The following is a 24,449-nucleotide window of genomic DNA, read 5'->3' on the forward strand; positions in this document are numbered from 1 at the left end:
ATCCTTAGTAAAAGTCGGGGTTGAGGCGGATTTCCCGATCGGTCACGCGGCCGAACATCACCTTGTAGGCCCAGGCGGTGTAGGCCAGCACGATCGGCAGGAAGATGACGGTGCAGATCAGCATGGTGAACAAGGTGCCGTGGCTGGACGAGGCATTCCATGCCGTCAGACTGGACCCCGGATCGATCGAACTGGGCAGGATGAAGGGGAACATCGACAGGCCGACGGTGCTGATGATGCCGACATTGGCGATCGACGAGCCGGCGAAGACCAAAGTGTCGCGCTGGCCACGAATGCCCAGCAATGCCAGCACCGGCCCCGCAAAGCCCAGGATCGGCGCCAGCAGCATCCAGGGATGCGCGGCATAATTGTCGAGCCAGGCGCCCGCCGCCGCGACCGCGCCGCCCAGATGCGGGTTGGACGGACCGTTGGGATCGATCACGCCGTCGACGCGATAGCCCATGCCACTCCAGGCGACGAACAGCCCGCCGATGGCGAACAGCAGGATCGACAGGATCGCCGCGCCCTGACCATAAAGACGCACGCGCTGTAGCACCGGCCCCTCGGTCTTGAGGCTGAGCCAGCCGGCGCCATGCAGCACCAGCATCGCGACCGACAGCAGGCCGGTCAGCAGGGTGAAGGGCGTGAACAGGCCCAGCAGCGATCCTTCATAGAACATGCGCAGGTCGCCATCGAGGCGGAAGGGCGCGCCGACCAGCACATTGCCGACCGCGACGCCGAAGACGAGCGCGGGCACCAGACCGCCGACGAACAGCGCCCAGTCCCAGCCGGCCCGCCAGCGGGCATCGGGTTTCTTCGAGCGATATTTGAAGCCGACAGGCCGCAGGATCAGCGCCGAGAGCACCAGGAACATCGCGAGATAGAAGCCGGAGAAGCTGACGGCATAGACGAAGGGCCAGGCGGCGAAGATGGCGCCGCCGCCCAGGATGAACCAGACCTGGTTCCCTTCCCAGGTCGCGCCGACGCTGTTGATGATCATGCGCCGTTCCTCGTCGGTCCGGCCGGCAAAGGGCAGCAAGGCCGCCGATCCCAGGTCAAAGCCGTCGGTAAGGGCGAAGCCGATCAGCAGCACGCCCAGCAGCAGCCACCAGATGACGCGCAGCGTTTCATAATCGAGCGGAATGGTCATTGTCCTAACTCCGGTTGGCGGGCGTCATTCGGCGGGCACGGCGCGGAAATCGGGCGCCGGCTCGGCGGGGCTGTCAGGCCGCCAGGGGATATAGCGTTCCGGCCCCTTGGCGATGGTGGCGAGCATCAGCTTCACCTCGATCACCGCCAGGATACCGTAGAGCAGGGTGAAGCCGATGATGGTGGTCCACAATTGCGGCACCGTCAGGCTGGAGGCGGCAAGGAAGGTCGGCAGCACGCCATCCACCGCCCAGGGCTGGCGCCCGATTTCCGCCACCGCCCAGCCGACCTCGATCGCGATCCACGGCATCGGGATCATGAAGACGGCCAGTTTCAGGAACCAGCGCGCATCGAACCGCCGCATCGACGAGAAGGCAAAGGCGGTCGCGAAGAAGGCGATGAAGGCAAAGCCCAGCCCCGCCATGATGCGGAACATCCAGAAGATCGCCGGCACATTGGGCACGGTGCTCCAGGCCGCCTTCTCGATCGTCGCGGCATTGGCCTGGCGCGGATCGGCGACGAAGCGCTTCAACAGCAGGGCATAGCCCAGATCCGCCTTGTTGCGCTCGAACGCTTCCCGCGCGACCAGATTGTTGCGATCGACCTTCAGCGTCTCGACCGCATCATAGGCGATGATGCCGGCGGCGATCCGCACCTTGGCGGTGTCGACCAGTTCGTTGATGCCGCTGACTTCGCCGGTCAGGCTGCGGGTCGAGATGAGGCCCAGTACATAGGGTATCTTGATCTCGTGCGTGGTTTCCCGCCCGCTGTTGGACGGCAGGCCGAAGATGGAGAGGCCGGCGGGGGCGGGTTCGGTTTCCCACATGCCCTCGATCGCGGCGAGCTTCATCTTCTGGTTCTCGGTCAGCGCATAGCCGCTTTCGTCACCCAGCACGACGACCGACAGCGAGGCGGCCAGGCCAAAGGCGGCGGCGACGGTGAAGGAACGCTTGGCGATGGCGACATGCTTGCCCTTGAGCAGATAATAAGCCGAGACCCCCAGCACGAAGACGCTGGCGCAGACATAGCCGGCGCTGACGGTGTGGACGAACTTCGCCTGAGCGACCGGATTGAAGATCACCGCCATGAAGTCGGTCACCTCCATCCGCATCGTCTGCGGGTTGAAGGTCGCACCGGTGGGATGCTGCATCCAGCCATTGGCGACCAGGATCCAGAGCGCCGACAGGTTCGACCCCAGCGCCACCATGAAGGTGGTGAGCAGATGGCCGCGCTTCGACAGGCGATCCCAGCCGAAGAACATGAGGCCGACGAAGGTCGCCTCCAGGAAGAAGGCCATCAGGCCCTCGATCGCCAGCGGCGCGCCGAAAATGTCGCCGACATAGTGCGAATAATAGGCCCAGTTGGTGCCGAACTCGAACTCCATGGTGAGGCCAGTGGCCACGCCAAGGACGAAGTTGATCCCGAACAGCTTGCCCCAGAAGCGGGTGATGTCCCGCCAGATCGGGCGGTCCGTCATGACATAGACGCTTTCCATGATGACGAGCATGAAGGAAAGGCCCAGTGTCAGGGGCACGAACAGGAAATGATACAATGCCGTGAGAGCGAATTGCAGCCTGGATAATTCAACGACGGCCATGCTTATCATCGCGACCCCCTTCTTCTTCCCTGAACCATGATGGCTCGCGGAATATTGGTGTGACGGTGCTACATCATTGAGGCAGATCAAATTCTATCCGCCCTGCTAGGGTAATTGAATGCGCCAAAGGGTCCACCTAGGAAAAACCGCAATAATGGGTTGGGTAATCGACATTTTAGGCGCGGCGCTGTTCGCCGCCGGGATTGCCGGCGGGATCGGCCGGCTGGCCGATGGCCAGGTCATCGGCTGGCTACCGCCGACCCTGATCCTGGCGGGCGGCATGCTGCGCGGCGCGGGCTTGCTGCTGGCGCATGTGCAGGCGATCCGGACAGCGCAGGCCGATGTCGCGTTGCGGCGTTCGTCACTGATCCCCCGATTGCTCGGTGGTCGATTGACGCGGCCGCTGCTGGCCGGCGAGAATGCGATGTTCGCGATCGACCATATGACCGCGATCGAAGCCTATGGCGCCCGTTTCATGCCCGCAAGACGCGCGGCCATGATCGGCCCCTTGCTGGTTGCGGCGATCGTCGCCGGGGCGAGTTGGGTGGCCGCGACCATCCTGCTGGCAACGCTGGTCCCCTTCGCCTTTGGCATGATGCTGGCCGGCACGGCTGCGCGCCGCGCCGCCGAGCAGCAGATGGCGGCGCTCGCCCAATTATCGGGCCTGTTCGTGGACCGGCTGCGCGCATTGCCGCTGATCCGCCATTTCGATGCGCAGGCGCGGGTCATCCGGCAAGTTGACGGTGCCGCGCAGGCGGTTGCAACGCGCACCAGCGCCGTGCTGCGCATCGCCTTTCTGTCTGGCGCCGTGATGGAGTTTTTCGCGGCCCTCTCGGTCGCGCTGGTCGCGGTCTATTGCGGCTTTGCCCTGCTTGGCCTGCTGCCATTTCCCATGCCCGAAACGCTCAACCTGAAGCAGGCCCTGTTCGCACTGGCCATGGCGCCCGAATTCTATCTGCCGATGCGCCGCCTGGCCGCCGCCTATCATGAAAAGCAGTTGGGCGAAGCCGCCGAGGGCGCGCTGCAAGCCGTCCTGCCCGCTGATGATGCGACGCCGCTTTCCACGCCCGGTGCGTTTGATGGCCTTCGCGTCGATGCGCTGTGCATCGGGCTGGGTGCGGGGATCGGTCCCGTCACGCTGAATCTGGAAATGGCCGATCTGGTCGCGCTGACCGGCCCGACCGGCAGTGGCAAGACCAGCATGCTCGCCGCCATTGCCGGGCAAATCCAGCCGGTACAAGGCCGCGTCACAACCGCGGGCGGCGACGTGATCGATCCCGACCAGATCGCCTGGGCATCCCAGACCCCCTTATTCCTGCCTGGCAGCCTGGCCGACAATATCGCGCTTGCCCGTCCAGACGCGGACCGCACCGATATCGCCCGGGTCGCTGGCCTGGTCGGCCTGACCCCCATGCTCCATGCCCGTTCGGCCGGGCTTGACCTGATCATCGACCATGCCGGATCGGGTCTTTCAGGCGGAGAACGCCGGCGGATCGGCCTGGCGCGCGCCATTCTGTCGAACCGCCCGCTGCTGCTGTGCGATGAACCGACGGCGGATCTGGATGCCGACAGTGCAGCGGCCATCACCGCCCTGCTTGTGGCCCTATCCGCCAGCCACGCGATCCTGGTCGCAACCCACGACCCTCATCTGACTGCGGCCGCCCGGCAGGTGGTGGCATTATGAACCCCATCCAGATCGCGCTGGACAATGCCCCAGGCACGCGCAAGCGCCTGATATTCGCCACGATATGCGCAGCGATCGCGACGCTTTCCGGCATCCTACTGCTTGCCCTTGCAGGCTGGTTCCTGACCGCCGCGATGCTGGCGGGCGCAGCCGGGCCGATTGCGGTCCAGGCATTCAACTATCTGATCCCGAGTGCCGCGATCCGGCTGCTCGCCATTGCCCGAACGGCGTCGCGATACGGCGAGCGGCTCTGGTCCCATAATGCCGCACTCGGCGCCATGGGTGGCCTGCGCGCAATGCTGTTCGCCAAACTGGCGGTGCAGGACAGCCGGACGGCGATCGACCTGTCGAGCGGAGACGCCGCCGCGCGACTGACAGGCGATGTCGATGCACTGGAAGAACTGATCGTTCGCCGGCCTTCGCGAATAGCTGGCCTGTTGGCGGCGTTGGCCGGCGGTGCCCTGGCCGCGACGGCGGGATGGCGCTGCGGGCTGTTGCTGGTCGCGTTGCTGGCCCTGTTGCCCCTGTTATTGCGCTGGATCGCGCCCCGGATTACCGAAGAACCCGCGCGCGAAGCCGCCGAAGCCCTGGGCCTGTTGCGGGCGCGCCATGTCGACTATGCGGCGGCCCGGCCGGAGATTGTCGCCTATGGGCTTGGCCCGCAGGTCATGGAGGATTTGCAGCCGTTGATCGCGCGACTGGACCGCGCGCGCGCGCGCCTGTTCATCGGGGAAGGGATACAGGCCGCCGTCCTTGCCACCTATGTCGCTTTTGCCACGATGATGGTGCTGCTCAGCGCCGTCGGCCCTGCCCCGATCATTGCCCTGGCCCTGCTGTCATGCGCCGGTGCGGTCGAGGCGATGGCGGGCCTGTCCCGTTCGGCCTTCCGCCAGGCAAGCGTGACGGCGAGCCTTCACCGCCTGACCGGCATCGCCACGCTCGCAACGCCCACCATGGCGGCAAGCGCGCCGCACATGTCGGCTTCGCTCCGCCTGGGCTCGATGCAGTTGGCGCCCGGCGACCGGGTCGCCATCATCGGCAGGTCCGGATCCGGCAAGACATTGCTCGCCGAAGGGCTGGCCGGTCTGCGCGCCGTCATCGCCGACGCCGCTGTCGACGGCCGCCCGCTCGCTACCGTTCCAGCCGCCTTGCTCCAGCGGCAGTTCGCACTCTCCCCGCAGGATGCGCCGTTGCTGGCGGGCAGCATTGCCGACAATTTACGGCTCGCCCGCCCCGGCATCGACCATGCCATGATGATGGACGCCCTTGCCGTCAGTTGCCTTGAAGACCGGATCGCCACTCTGCCGGGCGGCCTCGATTTTCAACTGGGCGAGGCAGGCAGCAATCTTTCGGGGGGTGAACGCAAGCGATTGTCGCTCGCGCGTGCACTGCTGGCCGGACGCCCCTGGCTGTTGCTCGACGAACCGACGGAAGGGCTGGACGCCGCGACCGAAGCGCGCATGATCGAGCGCCTGCGGCACTGGCTCGATCGCACCGGCACCGGCCTGATCCTCATTTCCCATCGTCCGGCCCCGCTCCAGCTTGCGCGGCACCGGATTGATGTCGCACGGATAGGCGCCATTCCAGCCCTGCCGCGGGGTGGCTAGGATCATCCGGCAATGATAGGCTTTATCTACAAGCGGATAACCGCGACCGAATCTCGAAAGCCAAAGGGAGACGCCCGGTGCCCGTTCAACCTACGATCCTTATCGCCAGCGATCTGAGCGCCCGCAGCGATCGGGCTTTCGATCGCTCGGTCCAGCTCGCCACCCAATTGAACGGCGCACTGCTGCTCGTCCATGTTCTGGACAAGGGGCATGCCGAGGAGGCGAGCTATGCCGCCACGCGGGCCAATGCGGTCATCGCGAAGCTGACCGCCGGGCTGTCCATCCCGGTCGAGGCCCAGCTCGCCGACGGCCGCGCGCCCGAAGTGATAGCCAGCATCGCCGGCGACCGGCGGTGCGACCTGATCGTCGTCGGCCCTGCCCGCCACAATGGGGTCGGCGACTTCATTCTTGGAACCGCCGTCGATTATCTCGTGCGGCGTGCGAACGAACCAGTCCTGATCGTCAAGGATCGCCCCCAAGGCCCCTACCAACGCATCCTGGTGGCAACCGACTTCTCGGATTGTTCGCTGCAGGCGCTATTGGCCGCGACCCGGATTTTTCCCGATACCCGGTTCGATCTGGTTCATATCTATGACGGCGGCTTCCCGTCCCGCCTCGATCCGGCAGAGACTCTTGTTTTCGCCCGGTCCGAGGCTGAACGTGAAAGTGCACGCTTCCTTGCCCGCCCCGAACTCACCCATGCCCAGCCGTTCCAGGTCGAACTGATCGAGGGACGCGCGGGCGAAATGCTGCCCATGCTCATCGCCGAACGGAACATCGACCTGCTCGTGCTGGGGTCCCACGGCAATGGTGGGTTCATCCATGCGCTGATCGGCAGCCGGGCATCGGAACTGCTGGAGGCCGCGCCCTGCGACGTACTGATGGTCCGCACCGCCGGGAAATGACGATGGTCCATGCTATGAACAGGGAAGCCGCGCTTCTGGTTCGCGCGCGCCACTGCGGATTGTCTGAAGCGTCGTGATCGATCCCCGTGCGCTGCGCACCTTCCTCGCCGTATGCCGTGCCAATTCGATCAGCGGCGGCGCCCGGCTGCTCAACATCTCCCAGCCATCGGTATCCAATGCGATCGCGCAACTGGAACAGTCGGTCGGCGCGGCGCTGTTCGCGCGGTCGCGCAGCGGCATCAGCCTGACGCCGGAGGGCGAGGTGCTGCTGCGCCGGGCAGAGGCGGTAGACAGCCTGATCAGCGGCGCGGAGGAAGAGCTCCGGCTGGCCCGCGCGGGCGTGACCGGCCCGCTGCGGGTGGGTGGCACGCCGGGCGCCCTCGTCAGCCTGCTGCCCGATGCAGTGCGGCGGCTGGAGGACAAGATGGGGCATTTCGCGCTGCATGCCGTCGAGCGCCCCGACCATGACCTGGCCGACATGCTGCACCGGGGCGAGATCGAGCTGGCGTTCGTCACCACGGGGCTGGAGGAGCCGCCCGAGGGGATCGAGGAAATCACCTTCGCGCAGGATCCCTTCGCGCTGGTGGTCGGGCGCCGCAACGACCATCTGCCGGCCGAGGTGTCGCTGCGCGACATGATGGCCAGGCGCTGGGTGCTGCCGGAGGCCCGCGGCGCCTTTCGCCGGCAGATCGATGCGCTGTTCATGGCGGCGGGCGTGCCGGTGCCGCAGGATGTGATCCGGTGCGATTCGCTGCTGACGACCAAGGCGATGGTGCGGAACAGCAGCCGGCTGACCATCTTGCCGATGAAGGTGGCGGCGGCCGAATTGTCGATCGGCGTGCTGCGCGCGATCGCCATCCGCGAAGCGACCTTCCAGCGCAGCATCGGCATCCGCAAGCTGAAGGATGCGCGCCTGTCGCGGCTGGGCGAGGCCCTGCTCGACATCATGATCCATAGCTCCAAGCTATGATGTTGCCAAAAATCATTATTATTCTTGCATATAAATTTGGCGCATAAGGGCATTCAACAAGAGACTTCGGGAGAGCCCTCGTGCGGCAGCTGATCCGCAATATTGCGATTTTCGACGGGACGGGCTGCGCGCCCTTCCCCGGCGCAGTCATGATCGAGGGCGATCGCATCGCCGACATTCTGCGCGACGAAGCCGCGATCGACGCGGCACAGGCCGACATGGTGATCGACGGCCGGGGCGCGACGCTGATGCCCGGCATGGTCGATGCTCATACCCATCTGACCTGGGGCAGCTCGGTCGAAAAAATCTATCACCAGTTCATCCTGCCGCCCGAGGAGCTGAAGGTCGCCGCCTGGCGCAACGCCCGCGTGTTGCTCGACCATGGCTATACCAGCCTCTATTCGGCCGGCGCGCTGGGCGACCAGATCGAACCGGAACTGGCCCGTGCAATCGCGGCAGGCGAAACCCCCGGTCCGCGGCTGGTGCCCTCCACGCTGGAGCGCAGCCCGGAGGGCGAGGAAGGGGTGGAGACCGGCGATGTGTTCAACGGGCGGGGACCTGAAGCGATGCGCGCCTTCGTCGCCTATTGCGCGGCGGAGGGCGTCAAGTCTCTGAAGCTGGTGATTTCGGGCGAGGATGCGCTCAAACCCGGATCGTCGCAGGACATCCTCTACACCGACGCGGAAATGATCGCGGCCGGCGAGGCGGCGAAGGAAGCCGGCCTGTGGATCGCCACCCATGCCTATAGCCCACGCGCCATCAATCTGGCGCTCGAAGCCGGCGCCCGCATCCTCTATCATTGCTCTTTCGCCGATGACGCGACGGTCGATGCCATGGCGGCCAAGAAGGACGCCATCTTCTACGCGCCCGGCCCCGGCGTATCGGTCGCCGCGCTGGAGGCCAATCCGCCGCCCCATATCAACATGGCGTCGATGAAGGCGAGCGCGGCCGAGCGGCTGGAACTGGAAAAGACGCTGGTGCCGAAATTGAAGGCGCGCGGCGTGCGCGTCCTGCCCGGCGGCGACTATGGCTTCCCCTTCAACCCCCATGGCCGCAACGCCCGCGACCTGGAGCATTTCGTCACTTATTATGGCTTCACCCCGGCCGAGGCGCTGCATGCCGCCACCATGCTGGGCGGCGAGCTGATGGATCAGCCCGTCGGCCAGGTGAAGCCGGGTTATCTCGCCGACCTGCTGCTGGTCGAGGGTGATCCGACCAAGGACGTCCGCCTGCTGCAGGATGCGGCCAATATCAAGATGATCATGCTGGGCGGGCGGATGCACAAATCCCCCGTGCCCGAGCCCCTGACGGTCTGACCGGAAAGACGCTTTCATGTTCGACGTTGCGATCATCGGCTGCGGGCCGGTGGGGGCCTTTGCGGCCAATTTACTTGGGAAAGCGGGTGTCTCGGTCCTGGTGATCGAGCGCGAGGCCAACCCCTACCCCCTGCCCCGCGCGGTCCATCTGGACCATGAGATGATGCGCCTGTTCCAGTCGGCCGGCGTCATAGACCGGGTCGCGCCGGACATGCGCGATACCGAGGGCCATCTGCATGTCGGCGCCGATCATGGCGTGATCCGCTATATGGGCACGGTCGGCCGCCCCCGCCCCTTCAGCTGGTCCAACGACTATTTCTTCTACCAGCCCGAACTGGAAGACCATCTGCGCGACGCGCTGGACGTCTATCCCAATGTCGAGCTGTCGCTGGGCACCGCGTTCGAGGCGCTGTCGCAGGACGATGACGGCGTCACGCTGACGCTGCGATCGGACGCCGGCGAGGAACAGGTCCGCGCCCGCTATGTCATCGCCTGTGACGGCGCCCGCAGCGCGGTGCGCAAGGCGCTCGACATCGGCCTGGACGATCTGGATTTCGAGGAACCCTGGCTGGTGGTCGATGCCGAGGTCGACGGCCCCGTCCGCTTCCCCGACCTGTGGGGCGTGCCGGATGCTGCCGACCTGCAGAAATTGTCGGTGATGATGTGCGATCCCAAGCGCCCGGCCACCATCGTCCCGGGGCGCGGCAATCATCGCCGCTGGGAGTTCATGCTGCTGCCCGGCGAAGATGACCAGGCGATGATGCAGCCCGATGCCGTGGCCGCCCTTGTCGAGCCTTACCTCTCCGGGGTTCCGCACAAGGTCGTGCGCGCTGCGACCTATCGCTTTCATGGACTGATCGCCGAGCGGTGGCGGTTGGGCGGCGTCTTCCTGGCCGGCGATGCCGCGCACCAGACGCCGCCCTTTTTCGGCCAGGGCATGTGCCATGGCCTGCGCGATGCCGCGAACCTGGCCTGGAAGCTGGAACTGGTGCTGGCGGGCAAGGCGCCCGAGAGCCTGCTCGACAGCTATCAGCCCGAACGCGATCCCCATGTCCGTGCCGTCATCTCCGCCGCCGTGGGCGCGGGCCGCTATATCTGCGTGCTCGATCCCGACGCCGCCGCCGCACGCGATCATCAGCTGCGCGAAGCCGCCAAGGGCGCCCAGAGCGGCACCGCCGCCGACCTGATCCCCGCCATCGCCACAGGTATCGTCGCCAGCGGCACGGCGGGTGCGGGCGAACGTTTCATCCAGCCGCGCGTCGGCGACCGGCTGCTGGACGATGTGACCGGCGGCGGCTGGCGCCTGTTCACCCGCCAGCCGGTTGTCGGCGGCGACGTGACCGTCGTCGATGTCGCGGAGCTGGGCGATGATGGCCATGTCTCCGACTGGCTCGATGCGCGCGGCGCCGACGCCGTGCTGGTCCGCCCCGACCATTATGTCTTTGGTACCGGCAAACCCGCTGATCTCATCGCCCGGCGCGACGCGCTGATCGCCGGCAACGCCCAGCAGGAGATCGCGGCATGACTCTCTCGCTCGCGCAGGCCCGTGCCATCATCGACGCCGCGCTTGCCAAGGCACGCGCCGATGGCGCCCAGCCGCTGGCGGTCATCATATTGGATGCCGGTGCCCATCCGGTCGCCTTTGTGCGCGAGGATGGCGCCAGCCTGTTCCGGTTCGACATCGCGAAGGCTAAAGCCACCGGAGCGCTGGGAATGGGCGCGGATACGCGGGTGCTGGCCACCCGTGCCGCGTCCAACCCTGTCTTTTTCCAGAGCATCGCGGCGGCCACCGGCCAGATGGCCTTTTCGCCGGGCGGGGTGCTGATCCGCGATGCAGACGGTGCGCTGGTCGGCGCGGTCGGCATCAGCGGCGACACCGGCGAGTGCGACGAGGCCTGCGCCATCGCCGGCATTGACGCTGCCGGACTTTTCCACGGAGACAGAAAATGAAGCTGCGCAGCATCGAACTGGCGCTGCCCCATGCGGGTGAGGCCGCCGCCTTCCTGACCGACGTCTGGGGCATGGCGCCGGCGGCGCAAGAAGGCGAAACCCATTATCTGCGCGGGTCGGGCAGCTATCCCTATCTGGTGGCGCTGACGGAATCGGCCGACGCCTATGTGCGTTCCACCACCTTCGTCTGCACCGCCGAGCGGCTGGAGCAACTGAAGCGCAGCGTCACCGCCGCCGGCCTGCCCGCGACCCCCACGGTATCGACCGATCCCGGCGGCGGCCATGGCATCATCGTCGAATTGGCCGAGGGTGAATTGCTGCGCTTCCTGGTCGATGCCGAGGAAGTTGCGCCGATCGCGGGCGCCGACCTGCCGGTAAAGCTGACCCATGTCGTCTTCAACAGCGCCGATGCGGAAGCGACCGGCCATCTGGTCGAGCAGGCGCTGTCCTTCCGCGTGTCGGACCGGACCAAGGGCATGGTGTTCGTGCGCTGCAATGACTCGCACCATTCGACCGCCTTCGCCCGCGCCGGCTTTGCCAGCCTCAACCATATCGCCTTCGAGATGGCGGACATGGATGCGGTGATGCGCGGCATCGGCCGGTTGCGCGACCATGGCATGGTGCCCGCCTGGGGCCGGGCCGCCATGGTCCGGGTGCCAATGTCTTTGCCTATTTCATCGCCCCCTTTGGCCCCGTCATCGAATTTTCGACCGCCGTGGAAAAGGTGGCCGAGGATTATCAGGCCGGCGCGCCGGAGGACTGGACCTGGCCCGAGGGCCGGATCGACCAGTGGGGCATGTCCGACAAGGATTTCGCGGGCCTGCGCGCCGCCGAAGAGAAATTCCGCCACCGCCGCGACTGGGACGCCCGGCCGCTGGACCTGATCAACGAGGAACAAGCCTGATGCGCTATGTCAGTTTCCGCCGTCCCGACGGCACCCCCAGCTTCGGCCGGATCGCAGGCGAGACGATCGTCGAGCTGGCAACCGATGCGGTGCCCAGCCTGAAGGCCGCGCTGACCGACGGCAGCCTCGCCACCCTGGCCGATGGCGCATCCCATGCCGCCGCCGATGTCGTGCTGCTGCCGGTGATCCCCGATCCCGCCAAGATCCTGTGCGTCGGCCTCAACTATGCCGAGCATGTCAAGGAAACCGGCCGCGAGCAGAAGGCGCATCCCGCCATCTTCGTGCGCTATGCCGACAGCCTGGTCGCCGACGGCCAGCCAATGGTGAAGCCCGCCGTGACCGAGCGGTTCGACTATGAAGGCGAACTGGCGGTCGTCATCGGCAAGCCCGCGCACAAGGTCGCGGCCGCTGACGCCTGGGATTATGTTGCAGGCTACAGCGCCTTTAACGACGGGTCGGCCCGCGACTGGCAGCGCCACAATATCCAGTTCACACCGGGCAAGACCTTTCCCGGCACCGGCGGCTTCGGCCCGGCGCTGGTGACGCCCGAAGAGATTGACGATCTCGCCGCGCTGCGCGTCCAGACCCGCCTCAATGGCGAGTTGCTGCAGGACCAGCCGGTCAGCGACATGATCTGGGATATCCCGACCGTCATCGAATATGTCACCGCCTTCACCCCGCTCAGCCCCGGCGACGTCATCGCCACCGGCACGCCCGGCGGTGTCGGCGATAAGCGCACGCCGCCGCTCTACATGAAGGCAGGTGACAAGGTCGAAGTGATCATCGGCACCATCGGTACGCTCAGCAACCGCATCATCGACGAACAATAACAATCATCAACCCGCACACCGGGGGAGGACAGACCATGCGTAACATGCACATCACCATTGCGGCCCTCGCCAGCGCGAGCGCCATCGCGATCGCCGCGCCGGCCTTCGCACAGGACGCCGCCACGCCCGACCAGGCCGCCGCGCCCGCCGACGTCAATTCCGACATCATCGTCACCGCCCAGCGCAAGGCGGAGAAGGTGACCGAAGTGCCGATCTCCATCACGGTGGCCAATGCCGCGCAGTTGGAGCGGCAGCAGGTCAACACGATGAACGACCTCAACCGCATCGCGCCCAGCCTGGAAATCCAGCAGGCGCCGGGTCAGAATACCGGCGGCGGCGGCGCTATCCGTGGCATCGGCACCCAGACCTTCTCGGCCGGCGCGGTCGCCTCGGTCGGCGTCGTCGTCGACCAGGTCAGCCAGGGCAATGCCAATATCTCCGACCTGTTCGACGTCAGCCGGATCGAAGTGCTGAAGGGGCCGCAGGGCACCTTGTTCGGCCTCACCACATCGGCCGGCGTCATCAACATCACCACCAATGCGCCCGATCCCACCGGCTTTTCCGCCCGCGTCCGCACCGAGCTGTCCGACGCCGGCACGCTGGGGTCGAAATTCGGCAACCAGATCGTACAGGGCATGGTCAACATCCCGCTGGCGTCCAACGCCGCGATCCGCCTGTCGGGCGTCGCCAATTTCCGCCAGGGGCCGAACCGCAACGCCAGCACCGGCGATTATAATGATACCGATCGCTACGGCATTCGCGGCCGCTTCCTGTGGGAGCCCACCGATCGCCTGACCGTCAATGTCATCGGCGACTATACCAAGAGCCGGATCGAGAATGGCGGCGACTTCTTCACCTTCGTCAAGACCAGCGGCCCGGGCACGGCGCTGGGTGGCCTGCTGACCGACACCACCGGCATCACCGCCCGCCTCGCCAGCTGCGGCGTGACCCGGGCGAGGGCAATCGCGACTATTGCAGCGACGATAGCTATGTCGGCCATACCGAAAATTACGGCGGATCGCTGCAGCTCGATTATGAGGCCGATCCCTTCACCCTCACCTCCGTCACCGCCTATCGCAAATCGAACGAGACCGGCTATGGCGCGGCGACCAACGTGTTCCGGGCCGATCCGCTGGAATTGCAGGTCGGCAATGGTGCGGTGAACCGGCGCCTCAGCCTCTTCACCCAGGAATTGCGGGTCAGCTCGCCTGCCGACCAGTTCCTCGAATATACCGCTGGCGTCTTCTATTCGAACCAGAAGCAGACCCGCGATCCTGAAACGCTGGCGGTGTCGGTCGTGCCCTTCCCCGGCCTCGTCATCCCGATCGTGCGCAATCCCGGCGCCGACATCGACATCCAGGATGAATCGCTGGCCGTCTTCGGCCAGGGCACCTTCCACCTGTCGCCCGCGCTGCGGCTGATCGCCGGCGGTCGCTACACCACCGATCGCCTGTCGATGGACCGCTATGATTATTTCACCCCGGCCGATCCGTTCAGCCGGACCGTGCTGGACGTCCAGAAATTCTCCTGGCGCCTGGGCGCGCAATATGACCTGGCCAACAACAGCATGGTCTATGCGACCGCCTCGCGCGGGTTCAAGGGCGGGCAGATCGCCATCCCTTCGGCCCCGGCCAAGCCCTTCGTCGTGCAGCCGGAAATCCCGACCGCCTATGAACTGGGCCTCAAGAGCACGCTGTTCGGCAGCTGGGTCGCCGACCTCAATATCTTCTACAGCAAGATCAAGAATTTCCAGGCGCAGCAGTGCACGGTGGACAGCACCGCGGTCATCTCCTGCGTTCAGACCAATATCGACGGCGTTAAGTCGCGCGGCGCGGAAATCAACTTCTTCGGCAAGGTCTTCGACGGCCTGTCGCTCAACACCGGCTTCATCTATGCCAAGGCGACCTATCCGGGCGGTTTCATCGGCACCGATGGCACCAATATCGGCGGCACCCAGCTCGCCTATGCGCCCAAGTACAAGTTCACCCTGTCGGGCGAATATGAAGCGCCGGTGACGGGCCGCCTGAAGGGCTTCCTGGCGGCGGATACGGTGTGGAAGTCGAAGGTGCGCTACGAAGCCAATTCAAACGACGAAACGACCTTCCGGTCGCACTGGCTGGTCGGCGGCCGCATCGGCCTGCGGACCGAGGACGATCGCTACAGCGTCGCGATCTTCGGTCGCAACCTGTTCAACGTGCATGAGCCTTCGCTGATGCAGAGCGACTTCCCCTACACCACCGACCAGGGCGAGCAGAATATCGGCGCCATCTATGGCCCGCAGTCCTTCCGCCAGATCGGCATCAGCCTGGACGCGAAATTCTGATCCTCCTGGGGCGGGGCGCCGCTGGTGGCGTCCCGTCTTTTTTCCTAATCCTTCTGGCCAGAGGGGACATATGAAGCCGATCAGGGACGCCATCGCCGCACTGGGCACCGATCTGGGACCGGACATACTCGGCCAGTGCCGGGCGCTGTTCGATGCCGAGCAGGTGGCGCTGGCGGCGGCGGCGCCGGTGACGCAGGCGGACATCGCCTATGGCCCGGACGACCGCCACCGGCTCGACCTCTACCGACCGCAGGGCGATGCCCCCGCACCCATTCTGCTCTTCGTCCATGGCGGCGGTTTCCTGAAAGGCGACAAGGGCAGTGCCGACGCCTGGCCCAATGCCAATGTCGGCCGGATGGCGGCGCAGGCCGGTTCCCTGGGCGTCGTCATCAATTATCGCCTCGCCCCCGACCATGGCTGGCCCGCCGGGGCGGAAGATGTCGCGGCTGTCGTCGCCTGGCTCAAGGATCATGCGGCCGAGCATGGCGGTGCCCCCGATCGCATCGTCCTGATGGGCACATCGGCCGGCGCCGTCCATGTCGCGGGCTATCTGAAACTCGCCGGATCGGGCGCCATTCGCGCCGCCGTGCTGCTGTCGGGCCTTTATGGCTATACCCCGCTCGATCAACGCGACACGCTCTATTATGGCGATCCCGCGCTCTACCCGGAACGCATGCCGCTGGAAGCCATTGCTTCGACCGACCTGCCGCTGCTGATCGCCTGCGCCGAGTTCGACCCGCCCCGCTTCCAGGCCGAGTTCCTGAGCCTGTTGCAGGACCGGCTCGCCCGCCATGGCGCCATGCCGCGCGCCTTCATCCAGTCGGGCCATAATCATTATTCCATGGCCCTGCATCTGGGCACCGCCGACCGGCGGCTCGCCAACGAAATCTGCGCCTTCGTGCGCGAAACCACTGCCTGACAATTATAATAGGAGAGACGGAACATGCTGGATCGCCGCACCCTTCTGGCTACCGGCGCCGCGCTGATGGCCGCCCCCGCCATCGCCGCGCGCAAGAGCGCCACCCCCAATTTCCCCAAGAGCTTCTATTGGGGCGCAGCCACCGCGCCGCATCAGGTCGAGGGCAATAATATCGCCAGCGACCTGTGGTTCGTGGAGAATCAGCAGCCGACCGTCTTCGCCCAGCCTTCGGGCGATGCCTGCAACAGCTTCGCCCTGTGGGCAACCGACCTCGACCTGGTCAAGAATATGGGCCTCAACGCCTATCGCTTCGGCATCGAATGGGCGCGGATCGAGCCGGAAAAGGGCCTCTTCTCCCAGGCGATGCTCGATCATTACAAGGCGGTGATCGACGGCTGCCATGCGCGCGGCCTGGCCCCGATCGTCACCTTCAGCCATTTCACCGCGCCGCGCTGGTTCAGCGCGCAGGGCGGCTGGACCAACCCGGAAAGCGCACAGCTTTTCGCCCGCTATTGCGACAAGGCGATGCGCGCGCTGGGCCAGGGCATCGCCAGCGCCATCACCCTCAACGAACCCAATATCCTGCTGCTCTTGAAGCCCATGCTGCCGCCGCAAGTGTGGGACATCCAGAAACTGACGCTGGAAACCGCCGCCAAGCGGCTGGGCGTGCCGAAATATGTCTGCGCCAATGTCGCCGGCTTCGACGATCTGCCCGCGCTCCAGACCGGTCTCGAAGCCGCGCACAAGGCCGGCAAGGCCGCGATCAAGGCGGTGCGCGGCGACCTGCCGGTCGGTTTCTCGCTGGCGCTGATGGACGATCAGGCGGTCGGCGCCCATTCGGTGCGCGATAGCATGCGCAAGCAGCTTTATGGCAACTGGCTGGAGATCGCGAAGGGCGACGATTTCATCGGCGTCCAGAATTATGAGCGGGCGCTGTGGGGCGACAAGGGCCGCCTGCCCGCACCCAAGGGCGGTGCCGTCAACTGGTCCGGCACCGAAGTCTGGGCGCCCTCGCTCGGCGGCGCGGTGCGCTTTGCCCATGAAGCGACCGGCGTGCCGATCCTGGTGTCCGAACATGGCGTGGGCAGCGACGATGATGCGGTCCGCGCGCAGTTCATTCCCGAAGCGCTGGCAGGCCTCAAGGCCGCGATCGACGATGGCGTGCCGGTGCTGGGCTATTGCCATTGGTCGCTGCTCGACAATTTCGAGTGGATCTTCGGCTACAAGCCCAAATTCGGCCTGCACAGCGTCGATCCGGTGACCTTCGCCCGCACGGCCAAACCCAGCGCCGCCGTCTATGGCGCGATCGCCCGCCGCAACGCGCTCTGAAGGGGAGGCCTGCCATGAAGTGCCTTGTCCTGTTGCCGCTGTTGCTGGCCTCGCCCGCCATCGCGCAGATGCCGACGCCCGTGCCGGCGCAGGCTCCGGCCGAACCCAATGCCATCCCGCTCTATCCCGATCTCAAGGCGCCCAAGGGCACGACCGAGAATTGGGTGCGCTTCGGCGGCGACCTCGCCGTGCGCAACGTCACCGTGCCGACCATCACCCCGGTCCTGCCCGATCCGGCCAGGGCGACCGGCGCGGCGGTGATCGTCGCCCCCGGTGGCGCCTTCATGCTGCTGGCGATGGATCATGAGGGCTGGAATGTCGCGCGCTGGCTGGCCGATCATGGCGTCGCCGCCTTCGTCCTCAAATATCGGCTGAACCAGACCCCGGCCGACATGGCCGAGGCATCGGCCTATATGGGCAAGCGCATGGCGGACTCGCTGCGCGATCCCAACGTCCCGCCAACGATCAGCGAGCCGCGCGCCACGCTGGATGCCCTCGCTGCGCTGAAACTGGTCCGCACCGATGCGGGCAAATGGGGCGTCGATCCCGGGCGGGTCGGCATGATCGGCTTTTCCGCCGGCGCCATGACGACGATGAATGCCGCGCTGGAGGGCAAGGGCGCCGATCGCCCCGCCTTCATCGGCTATGTCTATGGCCCGATGCTGGCGCGCAATGTCCCCGCTGACGCGCCGCCGATGTTCGCGGCGATCGCCAATGACGACAGCCTTTTCCCCAATCCCTCCTATGCGCTGGTCGAAAGCTGGCGCCGGGCGCATGTGCCGGTCGAACTCCACGCCTATGAGCGCGGCGACCATGGCTTCGGCATGGGCAAGCCGGGCACGACGACCATGGGCCTGTTGCCGCAATTTCTGAGCTGGATGGACATGCGCGGTCTGCTCACGAAGGCGGGACAATGACCAGCGCCGTATCGATCCGGCGGGAGGCGGCGATCAGCGTCGGCATCAATGGCGCGCTGAGCCTGGCTTTCTTCCTCGCCTTGTTCGGCACCCAGCCGCGCCTGTTGGCCTGGACCGCGCCCGATCGGCTGGCGCTCGATTTCGTGCCGCAGAGCATTGCCGTTGCGCTGATGAGCGCCCTCGTCCCGGCGCTGATCGCGCGCAAACGGGTGGGTGGCGCCTTATGCTCAATCCTGCTGCGGGCCGCCGGCTTTGCGCTGGCCGGTGCCGCGCTGGGCGGGCTGCTGTCACTCGCGACCGGCGGCCTGCCACCGATCGGCTGGGGCGCCGCACTGGCCATCAAGATCGCCTATGGCGGCGCGCTCGGTGCGCTGGTCGCCAGCCTGGCGCTGCGGCGGATGTTCTCGTCCGCCCCAATCATCTGAAATAGAGGATCGCCCCCCGATGACATTCCGCTCCCTGCGTCTCGCCATGCTGCTGGCCGGCACCGTGCTCGCCATGCCTGCCCAGGCCGACGATCTGGCCGACGGCTTCAACAATCCGCCCAGTCGGCCCGGCCGCGCGTGTGGTGGCACTGGATGAACGGCAATGTGACCAAGGAGGGGATCGACAAGGATCTCGACTGGCTGGCGCGGATCGGCATCGGCGGCGTACAGAATTTCGACGCCAGCCTGATGACGCCGCAGATCGTCAAGGAACGCCTCATCTACATGACCGATGGCTGGAAGGACGCCTTTCGCCACGCCGTCCAGACCGCCGATGCCAAGGGGCTGGAATTCGCGATCGCGGCGTCGCCGGGCTGGAGCGAGACTGGCGGCCCCTGGGTCAAGCCGCAGGACGCGATGAAGAAGCTGGTCTGGTCGCAGACCGATGTCGAGGGCGGCCAGCGGGTCAAGGGCGCCCTGCCCGCACCGCCCTCCGTCACCGGCGCGTTCCAGAGCGCGAAGTTCAGCGATCCTTTGGCCGGTGGCGCCGAGATAGCCGACCAGCCGCACTTCTATGGCGAGGCGCGGGTGCTGGCCTATCCGATCGCCGACACTGCCCTACCCGCGCCCCGCATCCTGGATGCCGATGGCCAGCCGCTCGCGGGTGCGACCGCCCTGGGCGATGGCGATCTCGAAACCGTGGCACAGATGGCCAAGGGCGATGCGACGCACCCCGGTACGCTGATCCTGGACTATGGCAAGCCGGTCACGGTGCGATCGGCCAGCCTGTTCGTTCCCCATGCCCGCCCGCCCTTCGGCGATCCCGCCTATCGCCCGACGATCGAGGCGGAGACGGCGCAGGGCTGGCAGCCGCTCGGCCGCTTCTCGCTGACCGAAGTCGCCTCCACCACCAGCTTCGCGCCCGTCACGGCGCAGCGCTTCCGGCTGGTCCTGTCGCCCAATGACGCCGCCAAGTCGCCGGGCTTGGGCGATGGCGCGCCCGGCGCGGTGATGATCGACGTGTTCGGCCGCCCGGCCAGCCCGACCCTGGGCATTGGCGACCTGCGCCTGTCGGCAGAGGCACGGATCGATCAGTTCGAGGCGAAGGCAGGCTATGCCATCGCATCCGATTATAACCGTCTGAACATGGGTCCGGCCGATGCGCCGGCGATCGACCCGGCCAGGGTCATCGACCTGACCGACCGGCTGCGCCCCGACGGCACGCTCGACTGGACCGCGCCCAAGGGTACGCGCTGGCGCATCGTCCGCATGGGCTGGTCGCTGACCGGCAAGACCAACCACCCCGCCACGCCCGAAGCCACCGGGCTGGAGGTCGACAAATATGACGCGGCGGCGGTGCGTCGCTATCTCGAAACCTATCTCGCCATGTATCGCGATACGGTCGGCGCCGATTGGATCGGCAAGAAGGGCATCAGCGCGCTGCTGACCGACAGTATCGAGGTGGGCGCGTCCAACTGGACGCCGCGCATGGTCGAGGAGTTCAAGGCGCGGCGCGGCTATGACCCCCTCCCCTTCCTGCCGACCCTGACCGGCGCGGTGGTGGGATCGGCCGCGCGCAGCGACGCCTTCCTGCATGATTATCGCCAGACCCTGGCCGACCTGCTGGCCGACGCCCATTATGGCACGGTGGCCAAGGTCGCGCATGAAAATGGCCTCACCGTCTATGGCGAGGCGCTGGAAAATGGCCGGCCGGTGCTGGGCGACGACCTTGCCATGCGCTCGCATACCGATGTGCCGATGGCCGCGATGTGGACCTTCAATCGCGGCGGCGCGCCGCGCCCGACGCTGATCGGCGACATGAAGGGCGCGGCGTCGGTCGCCCATATCTATGGCCAGAATATCGTGTCGGCCGAAAGCATGACGTCGGCCTTCGCGCCGTGGGCCTTCGCCCCGGCGGACCTCAAGCGCGTGATCGACCTGGAATTCGTGTCCGGCGTCAACCGGCCGATCGTCCACACCTCCGTCCACCAGCCGGTGGATGACAAGGTGCCGGGCCTCAGCCTCATGATCTTCGGCCAATATTTCAACCGCCACGAAAGCTGGGCCAATATGGCCAAGCCCTGGGTCGATTATATGGCGCGCACCGGTTTCCTGCTGCAGCAGGGCCGCGACCATGCCGACATCGCCTATTTCTATGGCGAGGATGCGCCGATCACCGCGCTGTTCGAACATGGCGTGCCGGCCGACCTGCCCAAGGATTATGCCTATGACTTCGTCAATGCCGAGATTTTGGCGAGCAAGGCGTCGGTGCAGGATGGCGACCTGATTGCCGGCAAGGCCCGTTACAAGGCGCTGTATCTGGGCGGATCGAGCAAGGTGATGACGCTCGTCACCCTGCAGCGCATCGCCGCGCTGGTGGAGGGGGGCGCCACCCTGATCGGCACCGCGCCCGAACGCGCGCCCGGCCTGCAGGATGATCCCGCCGCCTTTCGCGCGCTGGTGGCGAAGCTGTGGAGCGGCCAGCCGGTCGGCAAGGGCAAGGTGATCGCCAGCGCCGATGTCGACGCCGCGCTGGCCGGCACGGGCATCGGCGCCGATTTCCGCGTGACCGGCAGCGGCGACGCCGATGCCTATCGCTTCCTTCACCGCGCTTTGCCCGATGGCGACCTCTATTATGTGACCAATGGCAAGGCTCAGGCCGAGCATGTCGAGGCCCGCTTCCGCGTCACCGGCCGCCAGCCGGAAATCTGGCGCGCGATCGACGGCAGCGCCGCGCCGCTATCCTACCGGACCGAGGGCAGCGACACGATCGTCCCGCTCGATGTCGGGCCGGAGGATGCCGTCTTCATCCTGTTCCGCAAGCCGGCGCAGGCCACGAGCCGGACGATCGCGCCGGTGGCGGTGAAGCCGGTCGCCACCCTGTCGCAGCCCTGGACCGTGCGCTTCCAGCCGGGTCGCGGCGCGCCGGCCGAGATCGCGATGCCGACGCTGACGGCGCTCGACAAGAGCAGCGATCCGGGCGTGCGCTATTTCTCGGGCGAGGCGACCTATGCCAGCAGCTTCATGCTGCCCAAGGGCGCCAGGCCCGGCGCGCCGCTCTGGCTTGATCTCGGCAGTGTCGGCGATGTCGCAGAGGTGCGGGTCAATGGCCAGGTCGCGGGCACCAGCTGGTTCGCCCCCTATCGGCTGGACGTCGGCAGACTGGTGAAGCCGGGCCGCAACGCGATCGAAGTGAAGGTCGCGAACCTGTGGGTCAATCGCCTGATCGGCGACCAGCAGCCCGGCGCGGACAAGATCAGCTTCACCGCCGCCCCCACCTATCGCCCGGATGCGCCGCTGCGGTCATCGGGTCTGATCGGCCCGGTCATCCTGTTGGCGGAGCAGCCGGGCCGTTGACCGTTGACCGGGCGGAGCATCCCGCGCCGCCCGGTCCTATGGTTCAGAGCGGCAAGCCGACATAATTTTCCGCGATGCTCGTCTGCGCGGCGGTCGAAGACGCGATATAATCGAGATCGGCCAACTGCATCCTCCGGTCGAAGGCATCATTGTCCGGGAAACGATGCATCAGCCGGGTCAGCTGCCAGGAAAAGCGCTCCGCCTTCCACACCCGCGCCAGCGCCCGGCTGGAATAGCCGGCCACCGCATCCCTGTCGTTGCGCCGATAATATGCGACCAGCGCTTCCGACAGATAAGCGACATCGGATGCGGCGAGGTTCAGCCCCTTGGCCCCGGTCGGCGGCACGATATGGGCGCTGTCGCCGGCGAGCAGCAGGCGCCCATGGCGCATCGGCTCGAACACGAAGGAGCGCAGCGGCGCGATCGACTTTTCCAGTGCCGGACCGCGTGCCATATGGGCCGCCGCCTCCGGCCCCAGCCGCACCGCCAGTTCGTCCCACAAGCGCTCGTCCGGCCAATCCTCGACCTTCTCGTCCAGCGGCACCTGAATATAATAGCGGCTGCGGGTTTCGGAGCGCATCGATGCCAGCGCGAAGCCACGGGCATGATTGGCATAGATCAGCTCATGATTGCACGGCGCAACATCGGCCAGAATGCCAAGCCAGCCAAAGGGATAGACTTTCTCGAATGCGGTCCCAACCGAGGGCGGGATCGCCTGACGCGACGGGCCATGATAGCCGTCGCAGCCGCAGATGAAGTCGCAATCGATCCGACGATCGCTGCCATCCTTGCGATAGGTCAGATAGGGCGCATCGCCCTCCACATCGTGCAAAGCCACATCGGCCGCGTCATAGAGGATCTCCAGCCCCCGCTCCGGCGCCGCCGCCATCAGGTCGCGGGTCAGTTCGGTCTGGCCATAGACCATGACCTGACGGCCGGTCAGCGCCGCAATGTCGATGCGGATCAATCGCTCGCCATCGGCCAGGTGAAAGCCGTCATGCGGCAATCCTTCGGCATGCATGCGTGCGCCAAGGCCCAGCCGGTCCATCAGATCGGTGGTGGTGCGCTCCAGCACGCCGGCGCGGATGCGGCCCAGCACATAATCGGGCGACGCCCGCTCGACCAGCACCACGTCCAGTCCTTCGGCCCGCAACAAATGGCCCAGCAACAACCCGGCCGGGCCTGCGCCGACAATGGCGACCTGCGTCTTCATCCTGATCCTCTCCATTTATTTGGCTGACCCGGATGATCGCGCCGATCGGGCTTGCCGGACATGGGTGGACCAGCCTAATAATTGGACAATTCAACAGCAGTGTTTTCGCCCATGCCTGATCCCGCCGCCCCCTCGTCAACCCAGGCCGTCCCGGCCTTCTACCTTTACGGTGAGCCGCAACGGCATGTGATTGATGGCTTCGTCCATGTCGAAAGCCTGGACGATCGGTCACGCCCGAGCGAATGGACGATCCGACCGCATCTCCATCGCGACCTGAACCATATCATCCTGATCGCCGACGGGGGCGGGTCGATGCAGGCGGAGGGCGCACTGGTGGCGTTCGAGGCGCCCTGCCTGCTGCTCATCCCGGCCGGCGTCATCCATGGGTTTGACTGGCACCGGGAATCGCGCGGCCATATCGTGACCATCGCCGACGCCTATCTTCATCAGCTCCTCGAACGCGACCACGACCTCGCCAGCCTGTTCCAATCGCCCCGCGCCATCACCCTGCCGGTGGTGGAAGGGCCGCTGGTTGAAGCGCGGATCGATCTGCTGGCCCAGGAACTGGGCTGGGCCGGTCCCGGCCAACGCGCTGCGATCGAATCGCTGTTGCTAGCGTTGATGGTGCGTGGCTTGCGCCACGCCGCGATCGGCACCCGACCGCCCATTGCCAGCAGTCGCCAGGCCGTCATCGTCGCGCGCCTGCGCGAGCGGATCGAACAGCGTTTTCGCCAGCGCGATCCGGTCGCCGTCCATGCGCGGGCGCTGGGCGTCAGCGAAAGCGCGCTGCGCCAGGCCTGCGCCCGGATCGCCTCTACATCGCCGGCGGCCATGCTGGACGAGCGCGCCCTGCTGGAGGCGCGCCGCCTGCTCCTCTATTCGCAGATGAGCATCACCCAAATCGCCTTTGCCGTGGGGTTCGAGGATCCGGCCTATTTCTCCCGCTTCTTCGCGCGCCATGTCGGCATGAGCGCCCGCGCCTTTCGCGCCGCGCGTGAAAATGGCGCGCCGACAACCGCCGCTTGAACGACCGCCATCGTCCCCCTAGAGCAGC

The 24,449-nt window shown here is 66.3% G+C and carries 19 protein-coding genes and 2 pseudogenes; 18 read left to right on the forward strand and 3 right to left on the reverse strand.

Translation table 11 applies throughout. From position 1 onward, the window contains the following. Positions 1–4: 4 nt before the first annotated feature. Together cydB and PMI04_RS15365 are read right to left on the reverse strand one after the other, a co-directional pair. Entirely contained in the window at positions 5–1,150 is a 1,146-nt protein-coding gene (gene cydB, locus PMI04_RS15360) for a cytochrome d ubiquinol oxidase subunit II (RefSeq protein WP_007708615.1), read from the reverse strand. A 24-nt stretch (positions 1,151–1,174) separates the two neighbouring features. After that, positions 1,175–2,752 (reverse strand): cytochrome ubiquinol oxidase subunit I, encoded by a 1,578-nt coding sequence (locus PMI04_RS15365; protein WP_202947608.1) that lies wholly within the window; start codon positions 2,750–2,752, stop codon positions 1,175–1,177. A 148-nt stretch (positions 2,753–2,900) separates the two neighbouring features. Here PMI04_RS15365 and PMI04_RS15370 point away from each other — a divergent pair, with 148 nt between their 5' ends. The 17 genes and pseudogenes from PMI04_RS15370 (at position 2,901) to PMI04_RS15445 (ending at position 22,182) form a co-directional block, all read left to right on the forward strand. Next, positions 2,901–4,430 carry an ATP-binding cassette domain-containing protein gene (locus tag PMI04_RS15370; protein WP_007708619.1) on the forward strand — a complete coding sequence of 510 codons (1,530 nt, stop codon included), beginning with the start codon at positions 2,901–2,903 and terminating at the stop codon, positions 4,428–4,430. Further along, entirely contained in the window at positions 4,427–6,037 is a 1,611-nt protein-coding gene (locus PMI04_RS15375) for an ATP-binding cassette domain-containing protein (protein ID WP_007708620.1), read from the forward strand. Before PMI04_RS15370 ends, PMI04_RS15375 begins: the two co-directional genes overlap by 4 nt. A 77-nt stretch (positions 6,038–6,114) precedes the next feature. After that, positions 6,115–6,942, forward strand: a complete 828-nt coding sequence (locus PMI04_RS15380; RefSeq protein ID WP_007708622.1) for a universal stress protein — start codon at positions 6,115–6,117, stop codon at positions 6,940–6,942. A gap of 73 nt (positions 6,943–7,015) precedes the next feature. Further along, complete coding sequence (locus tag PMI04_RS15385) at positions 7,016–7,912, forward strand: LysR family transcriptional regulator (protein WP_007708624.1); 897 nt, start codon at positions 7,016–7,018, stop codon at positions 7,910–7,912. A gap of 80 nt (positions 7,913–7,992) precedes the next feature. Further along, entirely contained in the window at positions 7,993–9,228 is a 1,236-nt protein-coding gene (locus tag PMI04_RS15390; protein ID WP_007708626.1) for an amidohydrolase family protein, read from the forward strand. 16 nt (positions 9,229–9,244) lie between these two features. After that, positions 9,245–10,753 (forward strand): bifunctional 3-(3-hydroxy-phenyl)propionate/3-hydroxycinnamic acid hydroxylase, encoded by a 1,509-nt coding sequence (locus PMI04_RS15395; protein ID WP_007708627.1) that lies wholly within the window; start codon positions 9,245–9,247, stop codon positions 10,751–10,753. Further along, positions 10,750–11,178: a heme-binding protein gene (locus tag PMI04_RS15400; protein WP_007708630.1), complete on the forward strand. Its 429-nt coding sequence runs from the start codon at positions 10,750–10,752 to the stop codon at positions 11,176–11,178. Before PMI04_RS15395 ends, PMI04_RS15400 begins: the two co-directional genes overlap by 4 nt. Continuing rightward, positions 11,175–12,082: pseudogene (locus PMI04_RS15405) on the forward strand (VOC family protein). The gene PMI04_RS15400 and the pseudogene PMI04_RS15405 overlap by 4 nt, the downstream one beginning before the upstream one ends. After that, complete coding sequence (locus tag PMI04_RS15410) at positions 12,082–12,912, forward strand: fumarylacetoacetate hydrolase family protein (protein WP_007708641.1); 831 nt, start codon at positions 12,082–12,084, stop codon at positions 12,910–12,912. Before PMI04_RS15405 ends, PMI04_RS15410 begins: the two are co-directional and overlap by 1 nt. 44 nt (positions 12,913–12,956) lie before the next feature. Continuing rightward, positions 12,957–13,373: pseudogene (locus PMI04_RS15415) on the forward strand (TonB-dependent receptor plug domain-containing protein); the annotation flags it as partial. A 311-nt stretch (positions 13,374–13,684) separates the two neighbouring features. Continuing rightward, a complete protein-coding gene (locus PMI04_RS15420; protein ID WP_283184792.1) occupies positions 13,685–15,235 on the forward strand; it encodes a TonB-dependent receptor in 1,551 nt (516 codons plus the stop codon). A gap of 70 nt (positions 15,236–15,305) precedes the next feature. Further along, entirely contained in the window at positions 15,306–16,154 is an 849-nt protein-coding gene (locus PMI04_RS15425) for an alpha/beta hydrolase (protein ID WP_283184793.1), read from the forward strand. Positions 16,155–16,178: 24 nt separating this feature from the next. Then, entirely contained in the window at positions 16,179–17,483 is a 1,305-nt protein-coding gene (locus PMI04_RS15430; RefSeq protein WP_007708647.1) for a family 1 glycosylhydrolase, read from the forward strand. Between the two features lie 14 nt (positions 17,484–17,497). After that, a complete protein-coding gene (locus tag PMI04_RS15435; RefSeq protein ID WP_007708648.1) occupies positions 17,498–18,400 on the forward strand; it encodes an alpha/beta hydrolase in 903 nt (300 codons plus the stop codon). Further along, positions 18,397–18,825: a hypothetical protein gene (locus PMI04_RS15440; RefSeq protein ID WP_007708649.1), complete on the forward strand. Its 429-nt coding sequence runs from the start codon at positions 18,397–18,399 to the stop codon at positions 18,823–18,825. Before PMI04_RS15435 ends, PMI04_RS15440 begins: the two co-directional genes overlap by 4 nt. 19 nt (positions 18,826–18,844) lie before the next feature. Beyond that, entirely contained in the window at positions 18,845–18,982 is a 138-nt protein-coding gene (locus PMI04_RS21275; RefSeq protein WP_349293586.1) for a hypothetical protein, read from the forward strand. Then, positions 18,979–22,182 carry a glycosyl hydrolase gene (locus PMI04_RS15445; RefSeq protein WP_349293587.1) on the forward strand — a complete coding sequence of 1,068 codons (3,204 nt, stop codon included), beginning with the start codon at positions 18,979–18,981 and terminating at the stop codon, positions 22,180–22,182. The genes PMI04_RS21275 and PMI04_RS15445 overlap by 4 nt, the downstream gene beginning before the upstream one ends. 43 nt (positions 22,183–22,225) lie before the next feature. On the opposite strand, the gene pobA is transcribed toward PMI04_RS15445, so the two are convergent. After that, positions 22,226–23,395 (reverse strand): 4-hydroxybenzoate 3-monooxygenase, encoded by a 1,170-nt coding sequence (gene pobA, locus PMI04_RS15450; RefSeq protein WP_007708651.1) that lies wholly within the window; start codon positions 23,393–23,395, stop codon positions 22,226–22,228. 111 nt (positions 23,396–23,506) lie between these two features. On the opposite strand from pobA, the gene PMI04_RS15455 reads away from it, so the two are divergent. Beyond that, positions 23,507–24,421, forward strand: a complete 915-nt coding sequence (locus tag PMI04_RS15455) for a helix-turn-helix domain-containing protein (RefSeq protein WP_007708652.1) — start codon at positions 23,507–23,509, stop codon at positions 24,419–24,421. Positions 24,422–24,449 lie beyond the last annotated feature (28 nt).

The organism is Sphingobium sp. AP49 (assembly GCF_000281715.2).
GTDB lineage: Bacteria > Pseudomonadota > Alphaproteobacteria > Sphingomonadales > Sphingomonadaceae > Sphingobium.

Excerpts from the sequence above, each read along its gene's own strand:
- pobA (WP_007708651.1), bottom strand. The coding sequence starts at position 23,395 with ATGAAGACGCAGGTCGCCATTGTCGGCGCAGGCCCGGCCGGGTTGTTG.
- PMI04_RS15375 (WP_007708620.1), top strand. The coding sequence starts at position 4,427 with ATGAACCCCATCCAGATCGCGCTGGACAATGCCCCAGGCACGCGCAAG.
- PMI04_RS15430 (WP_007708647.1), top strand. The coding sequence starts at position 16,179 with ATGCTGGATCGCCGCACCCTTCTGGCTACCGGCGCCGCGCTGATGGCC.
- PMI04_RS15455 (WP_007708652.1), top strand. The coding sequence starts at position 23,507 with ATGCCTGATCCCGCCGCCCCCTCGTCAACCCAGGCCGTCCCGGCCTTC.
- PMI04_RS15410 (WP_007708641.1), top strand. The coding sequence starts at position 12,082 with ATGCGCTATGTCAGTTTCCGCCGTCCCGACGGCACCCCCAGCTTCGGC.
- PMI04_RS15395 (WP_007708627.1), top strand. The coding sequence starts at position 9,245 with ATGTTCGACGTTGCGATCATCGGCTGCGGGCCGGTGGGGGCCTTTGCG.
- PMI04_RS15435 (WP_007708648.1), top strand. The coding sequence starts at position 17,498 with ATGAAGTGCCTTGTCCTGTTGCCGCTGTTGCTGGCCTCGCCCGCCATC.
- PMI04_RS15400 (WP_007708630.1), top strand. The coding sequence starts at position 10,750 with ATGACTCTCTCGCTCGCGCAGGCCCGTGCCATCATCGACGCCGCGCTT.
- PMI04_RS21275 (WP_349293586.1), top strand. The coding sequence starts at position 18,845 with ATGACATTCCGCTCCCTGCGTCTCGCCATGCTGCTGGCCGGCACCGTG.
- PMI04_RS15370 (WP_007708619.1), top strand. The coding sequence starts at position 2,901 with ATGGGTTGGGTAATCGACATTTTAGGCGCGGCGCTGTTCGCCGCCGGG.
- cydB (WP_007708615.1), bottom strand. The coding sequence starts at position 1,150 with ATGACCATTCCGCTCGATTATGAAACGCTGCGCGTCATCTGGTGGCTG.
- PMI04_RS15425 (WP_283184793.1), top strand. The coding sequence starts at position 15,306 with ATGAAGCCGATCAGGGACGCCATCGCCGCACTGGGCACCGATCTGGGA.
- PMI04_RS15445 (WP_349293587.1), top strand. The coding sequence starts at position 18,979 with ATGAACGGCAATGTGACCAAGGAGGGGATCGACAAGGATCTCGACTGG.
- PMI04_RS15440 (WP_007708649.1), top strand. The coding sequence starts at position 18,397 with ATGACCAGCGCCGTATCGATCCGGCGGGAGGCGGCGATCAGCGTCGGC.